Source organism: Actinacidiphila glaucinigra (genome assembly GCF_900188405.1).
GTDB lineage: Bacteria > Actinomycetota > Actinomycetes > Streptomycetales > Streptomycetaceae > Actinacidiphila > Actinacidiphila glaucinigra.
In genome coordinates this window covers 39821-57910 of sequence record NZ_FZOF01000016.1, presented here as the reverse complement: position 1 = coordinate 57910, position 18090 = coordinate 39821, and the positions used below count along the sequence as shown (strand labels likewise).

Sequence of the window (18090 nt, the reverse complement as noted above, 5' to 3'; positions counted from 1 at the left end):
CGCTCAGGCGAGGAACGTCTTCAGCTCGTTGACGAGCTTGCGTATGTGGCCGGAGATCACCGGCGTGCCGAGGTCCTTGAAGCGCTCCCGGAACCACGGGTTGACGCTGCCGCGGCCGGAGCTGGTCACCGACCCGACGGGGATGAACTTGACCCCCGAGCGGTGGAGGGCGGTCATGCTCTCGAACAGCTGCTCGGTCCGCCATTCGTAGAAGTCGGAGATCCACACGACGACGGTGTTGCGGGGCTCGGCGACCTTCGGCTGCGCGAGCGCCATGGCGACCGTGCCGTCGGTACCGCCGCCGAGCTTGGTGCGCAGCAGGGTCTCGAAGGGGTCGTGGACCCAGGGCGTGAGGTCGAGCGCCTGCGTGTCGTACGCGATGAGGTGGACGTCCACCTTCGGCAGCCCCGCGAAGATCGAGGCGAGGATGGTGCAGTTGACCATCGAGTCGACCATCGAGCCCGACTGGTCCACGACGACGATCAGCCGCTGGGGCGTCGTCTTGCGCGCGGTGTGCCGGTAGTAGAGGCGGTCGACGTACAGCCGCTGCTCCTCCGGGCTCCAGTTGGTGAGGTTCTTCCAGATGGTGCGGTCGAGGTCGAGGTTGCGGAACACCCGCTTGGGCGGGATCGAGCGGTCGATCGCGCCGACCGAGGCCTTCTCGACCTGCGTGCGGAGCACTTGGGCGACCTCGTCGACGAAGCGGCGGATCAGGGACTTGGCGTTGGCCAGGGCGACGCCGGAGAGGTTGTTCTTGTCCCGCAGGAGCTGCTCGATCAGCGACATGCTCGGGGTCAGCTGCGCGGCGAGCTTGGGGTCGGCCAGGACCTCGCGCAGATGCATGCGCTTGACGAGGTCGGCCTCGATCGCGCCGAGTTCCGGGCCGATCGCCGGGATCAGCCGACTGAGGTCGGGGGTGGTGCCCCCGCCGCCGGTGCCGGTCGGGCTGACGCCGGGGCCTGCCATACGTCCCCCGGCGCGGCCGCCGCGCAGCTCGCCGGGGCGGCAGCCCAGCGCGCGTTCCAGCCAGCCCGCGTCGGACTGCCAGCGTGCCAGCTGCCCGGCGGTGACGGTGCCGGAGCCGGAGGCGAAGACGTTGAGCAGGACCTTCGACACCAGCGCGGCGCGGCGGACCTCGGCGGCGTGGTCGCGTGCGCCGTCCTCAGGCTCGGGTTCCGGCGTCATCAGGCCGTCGAACTCGGCGGCCAGATCCGGGTGGCGCTGCACGATGGAGTCGACCGAGGCCTGCGGGTCCAGCAGCGCGGGCGGCAGCCCGATGTCCTCGACGACGGCGAGGCTCGCCGACTCCAGAGTGGCCTGCTCCTCGCGGTCGAAGAGCCGGGCGAGCAGGCGCCAGTACAGGACCTGACGGCGGTTGTCGTGGGGGTCGGCGACGGGAGGCCCGTCGGTGCCGTCGGCGCCATCGGTGTGCCCGGTGGTCTGCCCGGTGGTCTGTTCGGTCATTTGCGCAGCAGCCTTCCTGCGCGTTCCCGCAGGACGTCCACGGCGTCGGTGGCGGCCTTCTCGGCCTTGACGCCGTTCTTGTCGGTCGTCCCGCCCGCCCATGCCCCGGCGTGGACGGTGACGGCCTTCTTCCGCACCGTCGTCTCGACGGCCAGCGGCTGCACCCGGTACGCGCCGTCGTCCCAGCGGAGCAGCGCGATGCAGGCGCCCGACGCCGCGACCGCCTCGGGGGTGAGCGGCCCGGCGGCCGGGACGCGGTCTGTGTCGACGGCGAGGGCCTGCTCGGCGACGGTGAACGTCACCGCGCGGTCGTCGGTCGCGGCCGCGTAGCCCTCCAGGAAGACCGGTACGGCGATGCGCGCCGGGTGCCGGTCCAAGGGTGCGACGGCCGGGTCGACGGCGGTGGGCAGCGCGACGCGCGCGGTGGCGAAGGCGTCAGCGGGCTCCCCCGCCTGCGCCTGCGCGTCGCTCCAGAGCAGGTCGCCCTCGGCGGTGACCGGCATGCCGGTGAGGTCCATGGAGCGGCCCTCGCTGACGGCCGCCAGCAGCGACATGTGCGGGCGGAGCAGCTGCCACAGTCCGGCGCCGACGACTGTGTCCGGCTTGGGCACCGACACACTGGCACGCACCAGGCGGACCGCCGTGCCGTCCGCGGGCTCGAACACCGCGTGGACCTGGGCCTGTACGGCGGTGGCGTGCTCCTGCAGGTCGACACCAAGGGGCAGGAGGCGGCCCGTCGCCGTCCCGAAGACGGGCGCGGCGGTTGCGCCGGGCAGCGTCAGCAGCATCCCGCGCGACCACAGGTCGGCCCAGCGGCGTACGGGGAACCGCTCCATCGTGGCGCCGGGGCACGAGGCGGCGAGTTCGGCGGCGAAGCCGTCGAGGAGTGTGGCCAGGCGGCGCAGCGCCGGGTCGGGCAGCATCGCGGACACGATCTGTGCCGCGCCGGACACCAGGTCGTGGTCGATGCCCTGCCAGCCGGAGCGGGCCAGGTCGGACAGCCAGGAGCGGGCGGCGGCCTGCAGGTTCGGCGCCTGACAGTCTTCGGGCTCCGGGACGCTGTCGTCGCCGCGGGGGCGGCCGGTCGCCTCCTGGATCCGCGCCGTGAGCGCATCGTGGGCGGCACCGAGCAGCGCGGTGCGGGCGGCGGCGAGGACGACCAGGTGGTCCTCGCTCGCCGCGCCTGCCGCCGCCTTCTCGGCAGCCTCGGCGACCCGCGCGGCCAGCGGCGTCCCCGCGACGGCGTGGACGAGTTCCGTCAGCCCGGCGGTCTGGGCCGGCTGCGGGCGCAGCAGTCCGCCGACAAGCGTGGCGTCGAAGGCGTCGACGGCCGCCAGGGCCTCGTCGAGCCCGGGGAGGGCTTCCGCGAGCAGGTCGGTGCGCATCACGCCACCGCCCTGGTCGGCGGGAACCACTGCATCTCCGGCAGCGGGGCCGTGGTGGGGGCGAGTTCCAGGTAGGCGAGGTGGCGCAGGAACCGGCTGAAGACCGGCGCCGCGGCCTGCTTGTCGCCGGGCGACGGGCGCGCGCTCGTCATGGCGGCCGTGATGCTCTGCGCGTCCGCCTCGCCGCTCGCGCTCTCCGCCTTGACGTAGCGGGAGACGCGCTCGGCCCCGTACTGGAGCACGGCCTCGACGATCAGGGCCCGTATGTGGTTGCAGAAGCCGCCCCGGGCGCCGCCGCAGGGCCGGTTGTTGTTGGTGCTGCAGGTGTAGGCGTAGGTGCCGGCGGCGACCGACGAGACGTAGACCCGCTCGATGTCCGAGCCGCTGGACACCACGCCCTGCAGGCGTCCGTCGGCCAGTTCGACGAACGGTACCTTGGCGAGCTTGCGCGGCCGCGCGGGTGCCGTCACCCGGGCCGTGCTCGATTTCTCCCAGTCTGACAACGCGCCATCTCCTGTGCAGCAGGGGGTATTCCGCGCCACATCGGCGGGATGGCAATGAACATATCCGCGATCACTGACAATGCCGTTCGGCTGTACACATGCCCAGGTCAGAGCGCCAGGGACGCCTGCGGGGCGGGCACTTCGAACACCGCCGGCCCGGGCCGGGCGACGGCTCCGGCGTCGATGCCCCCGGCGCCGTCGATCCGCGACGCGGCCGGGGCGATCGCCGCCAGTCGCGCGAGCCGAACGGGCCTGCTCGCGGCCCCCATGTCGCCCGGCATGACGGAGCCGGTGGTGAGCCCGCCGCCCGGCCGGCCGTCGCCGCGTCAGAGCCGCGTGGGGAGACCGCCCCGTTCCGGCAGCGGCGCGGTGAACCCCCAGCCGCGGGCCAGCAGCGCGTCGACGGCGGTCGCGGCCGTCCGCAGCCGCTGTTCGTGCGGGCCGGTGAGCACCACGTACGGCAGGCCGCGGCGGGTGAGTTCGGTGCGGAAGCGGCCGGTCATCCAGGAGCGCAGGTGCTCGCCGTCGCGCAGTCCGTCGTCCTCGAAGGGCACCCCGGCGTCGTCGGTGAGCAGCCACAGGTGCTGCCGACCCCGGGCCGCGACGGCCTCCACGCGGGGATTGCGGCCGCCCATGTAGCGCTCGTGCCAGATGGTCGTGGCCATGGCGTCGGTGTCGCAGAACAAGGCCGGTGACCCGGTCCGCGCGGCGGCGTCCTCATCGGCGAGTTGGCGCTCGGCGATGACCTCGAACTCATCCGAGTCCCAGGTGACTTCGTCGAACGTGGCCTCCGGCCGGGTCGCCTGCAGCCGCGCGTGCTTCTCCTCGCTGAAGGTGCGCCCGTACTCGGGCACCCAGCGCGTCGCCTCCCACACCCCGCCGCGCGCCCGGTAGTGCTCCGCGAGGGCGCGGGCCATGGTCGTGGTGCCGGTCGACTCCGCGCCGACGACCACGACCCGGCGGGCCAGGGCCGCCCGTACCGGTGCGGCCAGGTGGTGCCAGCAGGCGACGGGGTCCTCGCGGACGGCCGTACCGGAGACGGGGTGTGCCGTACGGCGCAGGTCCACCGTCACCGCCGCCGCGCCGAAGCGGCGGGCGAGTTCCTGCCCGTACGGCTCGGAGGTGAAGACGGCGTCGACGGGGTCCGGGACGGCGGCCCGGAAGACCGCCATGTGGGCGTCCCAGACGGCGGGGTCGGTGTAGTCGACGGGTATGTCGTCCACGGCGCCGACGACGTCGATGCCCGCCTCCGGGTGCACCTCGCGCATCCAGGCGAGGCGCTCCGCGAGGGGGACGGACTCCACGGCGGAGGCGCAGACCAGCACGGTGAGCCTGCGGCACCGCGCGGCGGCGCTGCGGACGAGGTGGTGGTGGCCGGCGTGAGGCGGGTAGAACTTGCCGAGCACCAGCCCGTGGTCGAACTCGCTCACGCCACGGCCTCCATCCGGGTCGTCGTGCTCGTACGGGCGGTGAACTCGGCCCGCCAGCCGCGCAGGCCGGCCAGGCACAGCAGCAGGAAGCCCGCGTAGAGGAGCGAGGTCAGGTAGAGGCCCTTGTAGGCGTACAGGGGGATGTAGACGAGGTCGGCGGCGATCCAGAGGTACCAGGACTCGATCTTCTTCCGGCACTGGCCGTAGGTGGCGGCCAGCGACAGCGCGGTGGTGAGCGCGTCCCAGAAGGGCACCGTGGAGTCGGTGGCCCGGTCCAGCAGTACGGCCAGGAGCACGGTCGCGACCGCCGTCGCCGGGGCCAGCACCGCCCAGGTGCGCCGGTCCGTCCGGCTGACAGCGAGCCGCCCGGCGGCCGGTCCTGCGGCGGCCCAGGACCACCAGCCGTACACCGCCAGCACCACGTAGACGATCTGCAGGGCGGCGTCCGCGTAGAGTCCGGCACCGCCGAACAGCAGGATGAAGAAGAGGTTGTTGGCTATGCCGACGGGCCAGTTGGCTATGTGCCGGCGGGCCACGAGCCACACGCACAGGGCACCGCTGCCGAAGCCCAGGACCTCCACCCAGCTGACGGGGGTGTCCAGCAGCGTGAACAGCGGTTGCTGGAGAGGGGCGAGCACATCCGCGAGAGCCACGGGACGACCTCCAATAAACGTCAGCTTGACGATAATGGGCGGACGTGGCCGCGGCAAGGGAATTGCCGCGGGGCGGCGGCACGGGACGGCCCCTGGACCGAGGAACCCGTGCCCGGCGCATTCGGCCGAGGCGGACTCCGCCGCTCACCTCCCTGCGCGGCGCAGGCGGGCGCGGGGTGATCGTCCGCATGGACGGGACGCGACCGCGGACACGATCACGCCGGACCCGTCACGCCCCGCGCAGCGAGTTCTCGCGCCGGAAGCGGGCGGGGGTCGTGCCGAGGTGGGCCCGGAAGGCCCGGGAGAACGCGGACTCGGAGTAGTAGCCGACCTGGCCGGCGACGGCCGCGACGGTGGCATCGGTGGTGGCGAGCAGTTCCGCCGCCGCCATCAGCCGTGCCCGGGTGAGGAAGACACCCACGGTCGTCCCGGTGTCCCGGGTGAAGTGGCGCAGGAAGGTGGCGCGGGACATGGCGGCCGTGCGGCTGAGCCGTTCGATCGTCCAGTCCGCTCCGGGGTCGTCGAGCATGCCCTCCACTGCCGACGCGATACGGCCGTCGGCCGCCGCGGTCCACAGGGTGCTCCGCGTGGTGTCGCCCCGCGCGGTGCGCAGCACCATCGCCAGCAGCACGGTGCACAGGGCGGAGAGGATCGCCGCGGTGCCCTCGCCCTCACGTCGCGCCTCACCGCGCATGAGGGCGCTGAGCATGCGCAGCACCTCGTCGCTCTCGGCCGACTGCCCGAAGGACACGTGCACCGGGTCCGGCAGGCTCGAGAACAGCAGTGAGCCCGTGCCGGCGTCGAAGGTGTAGTGCCCGCAGAACAGGTCGATGACCGGCTCCGCGCCGTGCTCGCTGCGCGTGGTCACGAAGGCGTCGCCGGCCGCCTCCGCCGTCCCCACCTGGTCGCCTTTGCCGTCGGTGATCACCCGGTGCGGGGCGCCGCTCGGGATCATCACCACGTCGCCGGGCCGCAGGTCGAGCAGGACCGTGCCCACCTGCAGCCGGCAGGTGCCTTCCAGCAGCACGTGGAAGGGCGCCTCCCGCTCGCCGTGGGTCGGCACCTCCATCCTGGTGCCGGCCCCGAGCAGGCAGCGCTTGTCGAGGTCGGCCCTGAGCCGGGCCAGGCGCAGCAGTCGGCTGACAGAGTCCACGGTGAGACTTTCGGGCAGGACAGTGAGACGTTCGAGTCTATTTGCACCGGTGGCCGGGTCGCAGACTCGACGCATGGAGATCACCACAGCACTCACCGCGGACGTCCTGGTCATCGGCTTCGGCAAGGGCGGCAAGACCGCCGCCCACGTGCTCGCCGAGGCAGGCCGCCGCGTGGTCATGGTCGAGCGGTCCGAGAACATGTACGGCGGAACCTGCCCCAACGTCGGGTGCGTGCCGACCAAGATGCTCGTCCACTACGCCGACGCCAAACGCCTGGGGGACGACGCGCAGGAGTTCTTCGCCCACTCGATCGCCGGCGTACGCGCGCTGACCAGTGCCTTCCGCACCGGTAACTTCGAGGCGCTGAACGGCAGGGACACCGCGACGGTCATCACCGGAACGGCCCGGTTCGTCGATCCGTACACCGTCGCTGTCGGGGAGGGACGGGACCTCGTCACCGTCACCGCCCCCACGATCCTGGTCAACACGGGGTCGGAGCCGGTGATCCCCCCGATTCCCGGCCTCGCGAGCAGCCCCCACCTGGTCTCCAGCACGGAGCTCACCCGCACGCAGAACCTGCCCGAGCGTCTCGTGGTCCTGGGTGGCGGATACCTCGGCCTGGAGTTCGCGGGGATCTACCGGCACTTCGGCACCGAGGTGACGGTCCTCGAAGCGGCCGACCGGCTCCTGCCGCGGGAGGACGAGGACATCGCCGAAACCGTTCGGGAGATCCTCACCGGCGACGGCATCCGCGTCATCACCGGAGCGAAGGTCACCGAGGTGCGTGACAGCGGCGCCGTCTCCACCGTCGTCTACGAGAAGGACGGGCGGACCCACAGCGTCGAGGCTTCCGCGCTGCTGCCCGCCACCGGCCGCCGGCCCGTCACGGACGGCCTCCGGCTCGACGCCGCCGGCGTCCGCACCGCACCGAACGGGGCGATCGTGGTCGACGAATACCTGCGCAGCAGCCAGCCGCACATCTACGCACTCGGCGACGTCAACGGCGGCGAGCAGTTCACCTACATCTCCCTGGACGACGCACGCATCGTCCTGGACCAGTTCCTGGGCGAGGGCAAGCGCACCACGACCGACCGCAGGGCAGTACCCCACACCCTGTTCATCACGCCCCCGCTCGCCACCGTGGGACTGACCGAGAGCCAGGCGCGCGCACAGGGGCTGAACATCAGGGTCTCGCGGGAGAAGGTCGCGGACATCGTGGCCATGCCCCGCGCCTACACCGTCGAGGAGACGCGCGGCGTCATGAAGTTCGTCGTGGACTCGGACACCGACCTCGTCCTCGGGGCCGCCCTGCTCAGCATCGACGCGCAGGAGATCGTCAACACCGTCGCGCTGGCGATGCGGCACCACATCACGGCCACGCAGCTCCGCGACGCGATCTACACCCACCCGAGCTCGACCGAAGCCCTGAACGAGGTCTTCGACAAGGTCCTGCCCTGACCGGCCCGGCCCGGCGCTCCGCCCGCGTCGGGGTGCGGGCGGGGCAGGATGCAACGGCCGTCCGACCATGAGACAAATGGGACAGGCCCGACCCGCCTCCCAGAAGAGAAAGAACCATGCAGCAGAAGAACAGGCCCTTCGATCCCGCCGACGTCCGGATGCACGCCCGTGAACTCTCCGACGGCGTGTACGCGGTCATGGCAACGGACGTCGACGACACCGACCACACCGCGACCAACGCCGGTTTCGTCGTCGGCGATTCGGGAGTGCTGGTGGTCGAATCGCTGAGCAACGGCCGTCTGGCGTCCCAGGTCATCGGCGCGGTGCGCACGGTGACCCCGCTGCCCATCCGGTTCCTGGTCAACACCAGCTTCCATGGTGACCACTGCTTCGGGAACTTCGCCTTCCCGTCACAGACGGTGATCATCCACCACGAGGCGACCAAGCGTGTGATCGACGAGCGCTTCGAGCAGGACCGCGCCTTCATGATCGACCTGCTCGGCCCGAACGCTGGCATCGAGGAGGTGGTGCCCCGCTCCGCGGACATCGCGGTGTCCGGCCCGTGCTCCGTGGACCTGGGGGGCAAGCACGTGGACATCGACCACATCGGCTTCGCCCAGACCGACGGCGACCTGGTCGTCCGCATGCGCGAGGACAACATCGTCTTCGTCGGGAACATGCTGCAGGCGCCGCCCCCGGCGTTCCCGTGGCTGCTGGAGGGTCGGGCGGACGAGGCACTCGCCACCTACCAGCGCCTCCACGACATCCTCGACGACGACACCCTGATCGTGCCGGGCCACGGCCGCACCATGCGCCGCGCGGACATCCTGCACTCGATCGCCTACCTCGAGGAACTGACCGGCCTGGCACGGGACGCCCAGGACAAGGGCCTGTCGGACGACCAGGCCCGCGAAGCACTCGAGATGAAGGAATACAGGGGCTACAGCATGTACGAATCCATCCACCGACAGGTCAACGTCCCTGCCGTGCTGAACGCCCGATGAGCGGCGTGCGCGGGATCCCTGGTACCTGACGGGCCCCGGTCCGGTAGCGACCGGGCGCGTCCCGTCCGACGGGGGGAACGGCGGCGGAGGGGCGGGGTACGTGAGGCCACCGGCGCGCGCACGCGACTCAACGCGTGCGCGGCGTCGGCACGTTCGGGCCGACTCCGCTGCAACAGAACCCGGCCCTGTCCCCTGGTGCGAGTGGCAACGGCCGGGGTCAGCCAAAGAGACCACCCATACCCCAGGGGCACCCGACCCGGGCGCTGCACGGGATAAGATCCGGCGAGCCGGATTTCGTCGTGGTCTCGAGGACAATGGCAGCAGTTCGGCATCGTAAAGGCAATACCTTTACGATGCGATGCCGTCCCAAGAATGGCCGCAACATACTCATCCCGTAGCCGTCCATGGCTCTGACCAGGCGGTACTGGGCGCCCGTACGGAAATCCGCGTGCCGTGGTTGTCCGGATTTCGCGCACGCTCCCGTCGCACGCCGGACCGATTCCGAATTCTGGGTGGACCGCGCCCCGACGAGGCCTCCACTCTGCACATGGAGGCCCCTCGCCGTCGGGCTGCAACCCACGGTGAGTTTCCCGGGGCCGAGCGAGTGGCAACGAGTATGGGAGGTCCCTCGGCGTGCCGCCTGACACGCAAACACATCGTTCATCCACCGAAGAATCGCGTCCGAGAAGTCAAGGTGTCCGTCTGCCCACAGCGATCGTCGCCGTCCTGGTCGCGCTGGTCCTGGGATGCGTGCTCGCCCCGCGCATCCGGATCGACGTCCACCTCGCGGTACCGACGCTGCCGGCACTGATCGCGGCGGAGCTGATCCGCCGGCTCGTCCGTTCCTTCATCTCGCCGAAGGACCGGTGAGCACCGGGAGCACGAGCCTGCGCAGCGGCCACGCCCGCTGCGCACGGCGCACGTCCGGCACAATGCCCACGTGACCCTCGGATCCGGAACCCGCTACCGTGCCGCCGACCCCGTACGCACCACCCGTCTGGTCGCGGCCGCGGCCGCGGTGCTCACCGTCGGCGCGGGGCTGGCGCTCAGGGCCGTCGCGGACGGAGACGTGGCCAAGTACGGCGGAGACGCGCTGTACACCGTCCTGCTGCTCGCGCTCGTCGTCCTGGCGGCGCCTCGACTGACACCCCTGACGGCCGCCGCAACGGCCCTGGCGGCCAGTTGGGCGATCGAGTTCCTGCAGCTCACCGACATACCGGCCGAGCTCTCCGAGCGCAGCGTCGTCGCGCGGCTCGTGCTCGGTTCGACCTTCAACGCGCCTGACCTGTTCTGGTACGCGACCGGCGCGGCAGCCGGATGGCTCGTCCACACGGCGGTGAACTCCTCCCGGCCGCACCAGGAGCCGGCGCGGCGATGACGCCCATTGACGGGGCCCGCTCCTGCCGCACGTCGTCCCTACGAGCGGTATCGCTGTAACCGCGCCGGGCTCCGTTCACAGACCGGGCCCCCGGGACCGACCGCTCAGCGCCCTGCCACAAGCTGCGCCGCCAACTCCCGTGCCGAGGAAGGGATTCCGCGGACCGGCTCACCGTACTGCGGGTGCGCCTGGTCGAGAGTGGGGACCATGGGTCGCGAGCGTTCCTCCGGGACGCGTTCCAGCACGGTGGTCCCCGTCTCCGCCTCCAGGGCCGGGGCGTAGCCGGCGGCGCGCAGAGCGGCGAGGGTCTCCGCCGGGGGCGCCGTGGAGATCAGCACAGTCGGGGCGATCTTCCGCAGGCCCAGTTTGGCGAGGCCGCGCGCCTGGGCGACCTCCGCGATCAGGGCCGTGTCCTCGGAGCGGATGCAGCACGCCGATCGCACGACCCGCAGCCGCCCGTGGCTTCGGGCGACGTCCTTGACCGTGTACGTCAGCGGCTGCGGCAGTTCCGTTCCCGGGCGGCGGACGGCGGCGAGACGTTCGAGGATCTCATCGGCGTCCCATCCGGCGTCGAAGGCCCGGCGCAGCGAGGCGGGCGTGATCCGCCACACCACTGCGTGCCCCTCGGACTCGATGTCGCCGACCGCCGACAGCAGCGCCGCCAGGTCCGGAGCGGGCGTGCCGGTGACCGTCGCCGTCGAGTCGGCCTGGAAGCGGACCGTGGTACTGGGGGCGGGCAGCATCGAGCGCAGGGCTTCGCGCAGCGCGGCCACCGCCTTGGCCAGGGCCGGGCGCTCGGCCAGGCCCTCCCCCAGCCGGTCCGCGCCGCCTGCCGCCGGGTCGGCGTCCGCGCCGGGCACGGCAGGGTAGTGGCGGGCGGCGCCGGCGCCCAACAGGCCCACGACAGCGCGGCCGACTTCGGTGAGCGCGCCGTGCGCCACCAGGCCGAGCAGCTCCGCCTCGGCCAAGATGGCGTCGAGCCGCCCTTCCAGGTCCTCGTCCTCGTAGGGCGCCATCAGCGCCGGCCGGAACCAGACGGCACTCTCGAGGAGTTCGCCCTGTCCGTCGTCCCCGGCGGTCAGCCCGTGCCCGTCCCGCAATGTGGCCAGCGCCTCCAGCACGCCGTGCCGCAGCGGCACCGCGTACGGGTCCTGGGGGCTGATCAGCGCGACCGGGGTCTCGTCCTCCTCCGGCCAGTACGTGAACACCTCCGGGACGACGGCCCAGGCGGCGACCAGCGGCAGCAGCTTCCCGGCGGGGGTGGCCGCGGCCCACGCGTCGTAGCGCTCGCTGGGCAGCAGCCGCGCCGGCTGCGGCGGCGCGGTGGGTCGCCTGCGCCCTCTGCCGCGGGCAGCCGGTTCCTCCTTTTCGGTCCGTGGGGCGGCGAGGCCCGCGTTCACCGCCAGGTCGAGCCACAGCCGGGTGTGTTCCTCGCTCGTACCGGCCGCCTTGGCCAGCCTCCTGGTGTCGCGCACCGCGATACCGCCCGCCTTGCGCACCGCCACGGGGTGCGCGGCCAGTTCGCGCAGCACCAGTTCCGCCCGCCATGCGGCGGCCCCCGCCGCCACCGCGCCCCGGCCCGCCCAGTCGCGGGGCAGCGGCGCCACGCACGTCAGCGGTTCCGGGTCCAGGCTCGGCGCGGGCGCGGGCTGCTCCCCGCGCAGTGCGTGGCCCACCTCGTACGGCAGTTCCACCAGATCCGTACCGACCGGCACGACCATGCCGTGTTCCGCGAGCCAGTCGGTGCCCTCGTCTCCGCTGCCGCCCTCCCGGAACGTGTACTTGCTGTCCGGCCCGGCGTAGCCGCCGTGCCGCGAGACGAAGCAGTGCGTGCGCAGCAGCGGCTGTCCCTGCAGCATGTGGGCGAGCAGTTCGTGGGACGCCGGCGGGGCGGTGGCCACCAGTTCCCGTACCCGGCCGGGGTCCTGGAGCACGTTGCGGATCGCCGTCTGCGCGTCCGCGCGGGTGCGCTGCTCGATGCCGAGGGCGGCGGCGATCCGTTTGATCTCGGGCGCGTTGTACGCCTGCGTGAGCAGCAGGTCGGCGGGCCTTCCGTAGCCGTCCATCCGGGCCGCCCACGTGTGCAGCATCGGCGGCAGCGCCAACTGGCCGCGCGGAGCGGGGAGCAGCAGCGCCCGGTCCCGCAGCCGTTCCAGTGCCCGAACGGTCGACTCGCGTGACGTGCCACCCTGTTCGAGCCAGTCCAGCACCTCCGCCTCGGGCACCAGCCGGGTGTAGGGGTCCACCGGCGGCGGCGCGGGGCGCCAGGCGTACGTCTGCTGCTCGGTCGCGGGCACCGGCCCGTGCGTCTTCAGCGCCCGGGCGGCCACGCACGCCAGCAGCTGCGCGTCGCCTCCCGTCCCTGCGGCGACGGCCCGGTCCACGGAGTCGTCGGTGAGGAGGTGCTCCGCGAGTTGCCGGAGGGTGGTGAGCGGCGTGTAGCCGGCGGCACGCGGCAGTTCGCGTTCTTCCAGCAGGACGGTCAGGCGCTCGGCGGTGAGTCCGGCGAGCCACTTCTCCAGGGCGGTACGCGCATGCACGCTGCTGAGCCTAGGACAAGGCGAGTCGGCCCCGATGGCGCCCGGGACAATCCCGCCCCCGGCGGGTGAACGAACGAAGTGCGGCCCCACGGCACGGCGGCAGGCCGTACCGTGGGGCCGCACCCCCGCGGGGACGGGCTCAGAAGCCCAGGCGCCAGGTGTCGAGGTAGCCGGGGAGCACGATGAAGTTGCCGGGGGTGTTGTCCCTGACCCGCAGCTTCCAGGTGCCGTTGGCGGGGATCGCGGAGGCGTCGACGGTGAACGTCTGGTGCAGCTCCGGAATCGCGACGGGGCCCTGCGACCAGCCCTTCACCGGGATCACCCGGCCGTCCTCGCTGACCAGGTCGATCACGTAGAAGCCGACGTGCACCGCGTAGAGGTCGACCGTCACCTTGAGGTCGGCGGGGGCGTTGCCCTTGCGGCCGCTGACCGTGAGCGGGCTCTCGATCACCGCCCAGTTGGGGATGTCGTACCGGTTCGGGTTGACGAAGACGTCGCCGCCGGAGGCGAGGACGGTCCACTGGTAGTGGACGGTACGGCAGTTGCCCGCCGCGTCCTTGACGGTGATCGCGGGCCGGAACTCGCCGCCCTTGACCGGGGTCCCGGAGACCAGGCCGGTCCTGGTGTTGATCGACATGCCGCGCGGGAGGCCCTTGGCGGAGTAGGTGAGGGCGCCCGGGCGGGAGCTCTGCGCCTGGATCTGCCAGGTGACCTGCTGGCCGGTCGCCGTCCGCCGCGGGTTGGTGCTGTCGACCGCGATGTGGTCGACGAAGCGGTAGCCGACGTTGACCGCGGCCCAGGCGTTGCCGACCGTCTCGTACTTCGCGCTGCCCATCCCGTACAGGTCGGCGGCGGCCTGAAGGGTGGCGGTGCGCGCGCCGGCGAAGTCGGTGGTGCTGGTCATGTAGACGGTCAGCGCGCGGTACCAGATGTCCGTGGCGGACTCGCGGCCGATGCCGGAGACGGCCTTGCCGTCGGCGGTCGGGCTGTCGTAGCGGACGCCGTTGATCGTCTTCTTGCCGCTGCCCTCGGAGAGCAGGTAGAAGAAGTGGTTCGCCGGGCCCGAGCTCTGGTGCGGGTCCAGGTACTTGGTGTCCTTGCTCCAGTAGTCCTGCGAGGCGCCGTAGCCCACGTCGTCCTTGGACGGCTGATCCATGTAGCGCAGCGGCACGCCGGTGCCGTAGACGTCGGCCTTCTCGGCGATCAGGTAGTCCGGGACGTCCTTGGGGCTGTTGGTGAAGAACTCCACCGCGGTGCCCATGATGTCGCTGGTGGCCTCGTTCAGGCCGCCGGACTCGCCGCTGTAGATGAGGTCGGCGGTGGCCGCGGTGATGCCGTGCGTCATCTCGTGGCCGGCGATGTCCAGTGTCGTCAGCGGCCGTTCGTTGTTCTCGCCGTCGCCGTAGCTCATGCAGAAGCAGGCGTCGCTCCAGTACGCGTTGACGTACCCGTCGCCGACGTGGACGTAGGAGCGCGCTCCGACGCCGTCGCCCGCGATGCCGGCGCGGCCGTAGCGGGACTGGAAGAAGTCCCAGGTCTGCTGGGCGCCGTAGGCCGCGTCCACGGCGGCGGTCTGGCGGTCGGCCGGTGTGCCGTCGCCCCAGACGTCGTCGTCGTCCGTCACGACCTCGCGGGTGTCGTAGTCGTACGCCGCGCTGTTGCCGCGCTCGGCGTCGACGAGCTCGAAGACGTCGCCGTTGAGGGTCGTGCCGATCCGCACGCTGCCGTTGTGCTGGCCGGTGCCCGTACCCGCGTGGATCTGCTCCACGCTCGACAGCTGCTTGCCGGTCTTCGCGTCGGTGACCACCTGGAGGCGGCTGGGAGTGCCGTCCTTCTGGACGCCGGTGACGACGGACTCCCAGGCCAGCGTCGGCTTGCCGGTCGCCATCCAGACCACCAGGCGCGGCGCCCCGTCCACTGCGGCCTTGCGGGTCTCCTCCCGTCCGGCGATGTCCAGGGCCGACGTCCGCGCCTTCGCGGCGGCGAGCGCGGGTTCGGTCGTCGGGACCGTGAGCCGAGCGGCGGACGCCTTCGTGACCGTCCGGGCTCCGGCCCGCTCGTGCACCACCAGGTCGCCGCCGAGGACGGGGAGACCGGCGAAGGTGCGCTCGTACCGCGTGTGCACGGCGCCGTCGGTGTCCTTGACGACGTCCCTCGGTATCAGCTTCTCCTCGTCGCCCAGCTTCAGCGACTCGGCCGTACCGGCGCTCGTGCCGGCGGCGGCCCGGAGCAACTGCCCGCGCTGCACGGGAGTGAGCACGACGCTTCGCGCGCCGGAGGCGGTGGCCGTCGCGGTGCCCTGCGGGCCCTCCTGCGCGCCGGCGGAGGGGAGCGCCAGGACGGACGCGACGAGCGTGGCCATGGTGACGGTGGCGGTCGCCACGGCGCGTCTGCGCCCTGACGGACGGGCCGCGGACGACGCGGCTCGGGTGGAGCGGAAAGTGCTGGTCACTCCTGCGACTCCTCATGGGTGGGGGCGATGCGGGGATGGGGGGTGGCCGCGTCGGAACCGCCCTCGCCCCCTGAAGTGGCCCGAACACAGCCCAGATGGTGGCAGTGGCCGGAATCCGCTGTCACGGAGTGCGGAGATCATTGTCCGGAATCCGGTGAGGCGTGCCCGGCGGTGTCACAAATCGGGGGGCTGCCTGGTCAGGGGCTGCCCGATGCGGTGGTGATGTATCGTCAGATAAGTCTCGGGGGCGGTGCATCGTGGGGGCCGGCGATCTCCGGGCGGACGCTCCGGACGTCGCCCGGCGCGCGCCACGGGGCCCGTACGACAGAAGCGCCGCAGGTGTACGAGTCGCGCACCTTCGCTGGTCAGCCGCGCGCCGGCCGAGGCGGCGGCAACCCCGGCCCGGCGGCCGCTCCCGGCGTCCCGAACCGGCGGCAGGCTGGGTGGACGGCGAACGGCGCCGGGAGAGGGCCCCGTTACTCACGCTCTCCCCACTAGGTCGCCGAGCGCGCCCAGATGAGGGGTGAGCGCAGTCGCACCATGAGACGGCCCGTTGAGATCCGGCCAATCTCACCGCCGAGCCCGGCACTTCCGGCCGACTTCAGCGAGGGCGGTACCCGACCCGGACCCTGCCGCCCTCGATGTGACGACTGTATGCTGTCCGCCTGTATACAACAGCCCGACGGCCGGAGGAGACATGGCAGACCTGGACCCCGAGGTAGTGCTGGGCATGACGGCCCAGGCGCCCGACGGCGTGGTCATCATCGACCGCGAGGGACTCATCCGTTACTGGAACCACGGGTCGGAGCGGATCTTCGGGTTCCCGGCCGCCGAGGTCATGGGCCGCAGCCTGGACGTGATCATCCCCGAGCGGCACCAGCAACGTCACTGGGACGGCTTCGAGAAGTCCATGGCCAGCGGCACCACCAAGTACGGGGACGACGACCTGCTAACCGTCCCCGCCGTGGGCGCCGGCGGTCGGAAGCTGTCGATCGAGTTCAGCGTGGTGCTGCTGAACGACGCCGAGGGTCAGCCGGGTTACGTCGGGGCCGTCATCCGGGACGTCACCGAGCGGCGTGCCAAGGAGAAGGAGCTGTACCAGAAGGTGGCGGCCGCCAAGGCGGAGCAGGCGACGACGGCCTGACCTCCGCCGCCACGAACGCGAAACCCCGCACGGGCGCGAACGGCCTGAAGTCGCTCGTGGCGTACGGCAACCGTGGCGATCCCCGGCTCGCGGGTAGGCCACAGGACTGATACCAGCCGGCATGCGCGGCCTGTGCAACATGGGGACCCAGTAGGCCAGGTTCATTGCCTGGGTCCAAGCGGCGGATCCGGCCCAGCCTGCGGTGGCCTTGACGGTGGTCATCGAGGACGCCTCGCCGCGGCATACGGAGAGCACCGGGAGCGGCAGCGCGGTGCCGATCGCAAGTGCGATGAGGGACTAGGCGCTCAGGCTGGTGGCGAAGGCACGGGGAACTCCCAAGTGAGCACTTCGCCCCACTGGGTGTGCCTAGCGGGGCGGAAATCGCAGCTCAGGACCGAAGGCGAATCGAGGACTTCCCGTCTGACCCGTCGCTGCGCCAGCGTGCCGTCCCGCACTGCGCGGGGTCCGGGGGTGCCGGCGCGGTGGGCGTGGAAGGCGGCTCGGGAGACATCGAGCAGATCACACGCACGCCTGGCCCTGTGACCTGCGTTTTCTCCGCCTCGATGAACGGGTGCACCGTCACCGGGTCTCCTTGTTGATCCTGCGCAGCACGGATTTCTTACTGATTCAACACGCGCAACGGCCGCTTCGGCGGCCCGCGCTCTCGCGATCTCCCTGAAAGATCAAAATGTCAGCCAGAGAATCCAAAGCGTCTACAATCATTTCCCGCGACGCGACAAAGGCTTCGGTTTCGCATTCACCTCCGGGCCTTTCGGATCACACTTCTCGCAATCTTTGAAGTGCCGCTCGCAACTCTGGAGAGACAGGCACGAGGCTCACCCCCCTCCACCGATTTGAGGCAAGAACCGCTGGAAGGCGGGACATGGTGCGATCAGCCCGAGACTCCGTGACCGAGACCCAGCTCCGGCCTTACGAACCGCTGGTATGCCAGGGCCCACACGCCACTTTCGCTGCGTACGCGCCTCATCGTGGCCATCGGGTCCTCAGCCCAGCCCTGGAGTAGCAATTCCGTGGCCGCCTGGCACGACCGTTCGAAGTCCACAGCACCCGCGGCACTGCCCAGCCCGGCTTCCAGGAAGCCGACCGTTTCGATGGCACGCGCGGACATCTCATCGCGAGAGACGGCCTCGTCCCGGTCCAAATACGCGAGGGCGAGAGCAGCAAGGTCTCGGTAACCGACAAGGAAGTCCTGGGGCAGAGGGAATGCGGGAGCCTGCTCCCACAACTTGCGGTTCGCCTCCTGGGCCTCTTGCATGAGCCTGGGGTCGATAGTGGAGCCGCGCAGGTGGCGCCACACGGACCTGACCCCCCCGTCCACGCGGTAATACAGGGACTGGAGCCGGTCATCCGGACACGCGACGAAAACCGCGCTCCCGATCCGGAGGACCATGGACGCGTTGTAAGCCAAGGCGGCGCCACGGGCCAAGTCCTGCATGTATGTGCTCCATCCTCATTACGGCCGTGAGTGTGGGGGGAGCGGACACGCCCTCTCCCCCCACAACTG

Annotated in this window: 15 protein-coding genes; 5 read left to right on the top strand and 10 right to left on the bottom strand. The window is 71.5% G+C overall.

The window, feature by feature from the left end; genetic code table 11:
- Positions 1-3: 3 nt before the first annotated feature.
- From CHF15_RS27120 to CHF15_RS27095, 7 genes are all read right to left on the bottom strand, one after another.
- Positions 4-1464: a VWA domain-containing protein gene (locus tag CHF15_RS27120; RefSeq protein WP_089226497.1), complete on the bottom strand. Its 1461-nt coding sequence runs from the start codon at positions 1462-1464 to the stop codon at positions 4-6.
- Complete coding sequence (locus CHF15_RS27115; protein ID WP_179279979.1) at positions 1461-2849, bottom strand: hypothetical protein; 1389 nt, start codon at positions 2847-2849, stop codon at positions 1461-1463. The genes CHF15_RS27120 and CHF15_RS27115 overlap by 4 nt, the downstream gene beginning before the upstream one ends.
- Positions 2849-3352 carry a hypothetical protein gene (locus tag CHF15_RS27110; RefSeq protein ID WP_089226495.1) on the bottom strand — a complete coding sequence of 168 codons (504 nt, stop codon included), beginning with the start codon at positions 3350-3352 and terminating at the stop codon, positions 2849-2851. Before CHF15_RS27110 ends, CHF15_RS27115 begins: the two co-directional genes overlap by 1 nt.
- 107 nt (positions 3353-3459) lie before the next feature.
- On the bottom strand, positions 3460-3633 hold the full coding sequence (locus tag CHF15_RS45075; RefSeq protein ID WP_179279978.1) for a hypothetical protein: 174 nt from the start codon (positions 3631-3633) through the stop codon (positions 3460-3462).
- A 45-nt stretch (positions 3634-3678) separates the two neighbouring features.
- Positions 3679-4782 (bottom strand): AAA family ATPase, encoded by a 1104-nt coding sequence (locus CHF15_RS27105; RefSeq protein ID WP_089226494.1) that lies wholly within the window; start codon positions 4780-4782, stop codon positions 3679-3681.
- Entirely contained in the window at positions 4779-5435 is a 657-nt protein-coding gene (gene pnuC, locus CHF15_RS27100; RefSeq protein ID WP_089226493.1) for a nicotinamide riboside transporter PnuC, read from the bottom strand. Before pnuC ends, CHF15_RS27105 begins: the two co-directional genes overlap by 4 nt.
- A 229-nt stretch (positions 5436-5664) precedes the next feature.
- Positions 5665-6588 (bottom strand): AraC family transcriptional regulator, encoded by a 924-nt coding sequence (locus tag CHF15_RS27095; protein WP_089226492.1) that lies wholly within the window; start codon positions 6586-6588, stop codon positions 5665-5667.
- 73 nt (positions 6589-6661) lie between these two features.
- Between CHF15_RS27095 and CHF15_RS27090 the strand changes: the two genes are divergently transcribed.
- The 4 genes from CHF15_RS27090 (at position 6662) to CHF15_RS27080 (ending at position 10429) form a co-directional block, all read left to right on the top strand.
- Positions 6662-8047 carry a dihydrolipoyl dehydrogenase family protein gene (locus tag CHF15_RS27090; protein ID WP_089226491.1) on the top strand — a complete coding sequence of 462 codons (1386 nt, stop codon included), beginning with the start codon at positions 6662-6664 and terminating at the stop codon, positions 8045-8047.
- 116 nt (positions 8048-8163) lie between these two features.
- A complete protein-coding gene (locus CHF15_RS27085) occupies positions 8164-9051 on the top strand; it encodes an MBL fold metallo-hydrolase (protein WP_089226490.1) in 888 nt (295 codons plus the stop codon).
- Between the two features lie 633 nt (positions 9052-9684).
- Complete coding sequence (locus CHF15_RS44485; RefSeq protein WP_143681638.1) at positions 9685-9921, top strand: hypothetical protein; 237 nt, start codon at positions 9685-9687, stop codon at positions 9919-9921.
- 70 nt (positions 9922-9991) lie between these two features.
- Entirely contained in the window at positions 9992-10429 is a 438-nt protein-coding gene (locus tag CHF15_RS27080) for a ribosomal maturation YjgA family protein (RefSeq protein WP_245939058.1), read from the top strand.
- Positions 10430-10533: 104 nt separating this feature from the next.
- On the opposite strand, the gene CHF15_RS27075 is transcribed toward CHF15_RS27080, so the two are convergent.
- Both CHF15_RS27075 and CHF15_RS27070 read right to left on the bottom strand, forming a co-directional pair.
- On the bottom strand, positions 10534-12969 hold the full coding sequence (locus tag CHF15_RS27075) for a helicase-associated domain-containing protein (RefSeq protein WP_089226489.1): 2436 nt from the start codon (positions 12967-12969) through the stop codon (positions 10534-10536).
- A gap of 139 nt (positions 12970-13108) precedes the next feature.
- Positions 13109-15331 carry a M4 family metallopeptidase gene (locus CHF15_RS27070; RefSeq protein ID WP_458363515.1) on the bottom strand — a complete coding sequence of 741 codons (2223 nt, stop codon included), beginning with the start codon at positions 15329-15331 and terminating at the stop codon, positions 13109-13111.
- A 787-nt stretch (positions 15332-16118) separates the two neighbouring features.
- On the opposite strand from CHF15_RS27070, the gene CHF15_RS27065 reads away from it, so the two are divergent.
- Entirely contained in the window at positions 16119-16565 is a 447-nt protein-coding gene (locus CHF15_RS27065; protein ID WP_089226487.1) for a PAS domain S-box protein, read from the top strand.
- An 892-nt stretch (positions 16566-17457) separates the two neighbouring features.
- Here CHF15_RS27065 and CHF15_RS27060 read toward each other — a convergent pair.
- Positions 17458-18021 carry a hypothetical protein gene (locus tag CHF15_RS27060; protein WP_089226486.1) on the bottom strand — a complete coding sequence of 188 codons (564 nt, stop codon included), beginning with the start codon at positions 18019-18021 and terminating at the stop codon, positions 17458-17460.
- Between the last annotated feature and the right edge of the window lie 69 nt (positions 18022-18090).

Excerpts from the sequence above, each read along its gene's own strand:
- CHF15_RS27065 (WP_089226487.1), top strand. The coding sequence starts at position 16,119 with ATGGCAGACCTGGACCCCGAGGTAGTGCTGGGCATGACGGCCCAGGCG.
- CHF15_RS27085 (WP_089226490.1), top strand. The coding sequence starts at position 8,164 with ATGCAGCAGAAGAACAGGCCCTTCGATCCCGCCGACGTCCGGATGCAC.
- CHF15_RS45075 (WP_179279978.1), bottom strand. The coding sequence starts at position 3,633 with ATGCCGGGCGACATGGGGGCCGCGAGCAGGCCCGTTCGGCTCGCGCGA.
- CHF15_RS27070 (WP_458363515.1), bottom strand. The coding sequence starts at position 15,331 with ATGGCCACGCTCGTCGCGTCCGTCCTGGCGCTCCCCTCCGCCGGCGCG.
- CHF15_RS27115 (WP_179279979.1), bottom strand. The coding sequence starts at position 2,849 with ATGCGCACCGACCTGCTCGCGGAAGCCCTCCCCGGGCTCGACGAGGCC.
- CHF15_RS27120 (WP_089226497.1), bottom strand. The coding sequence starts at position 1,464 with ATGACCGAACAGACCACCGGGCAGACCACCGGGCACACCGATGGCGCC.
- CHF15_RS27090 (WP_089226491.1), top strand. The coding sequence starts at position 6,662 with ATGGAGATCACCACAGCACTCACCGCGGACGTCCTGGTCATCGGCTTC.
- CHF15_RS27060 (WP_089226486.1), bottom strand. The coding sequence starts at position 18,021 with ATGCAGGACTTGGCCCGTGGCGCCGCCTTGGCTTACAACGCGTCCATG.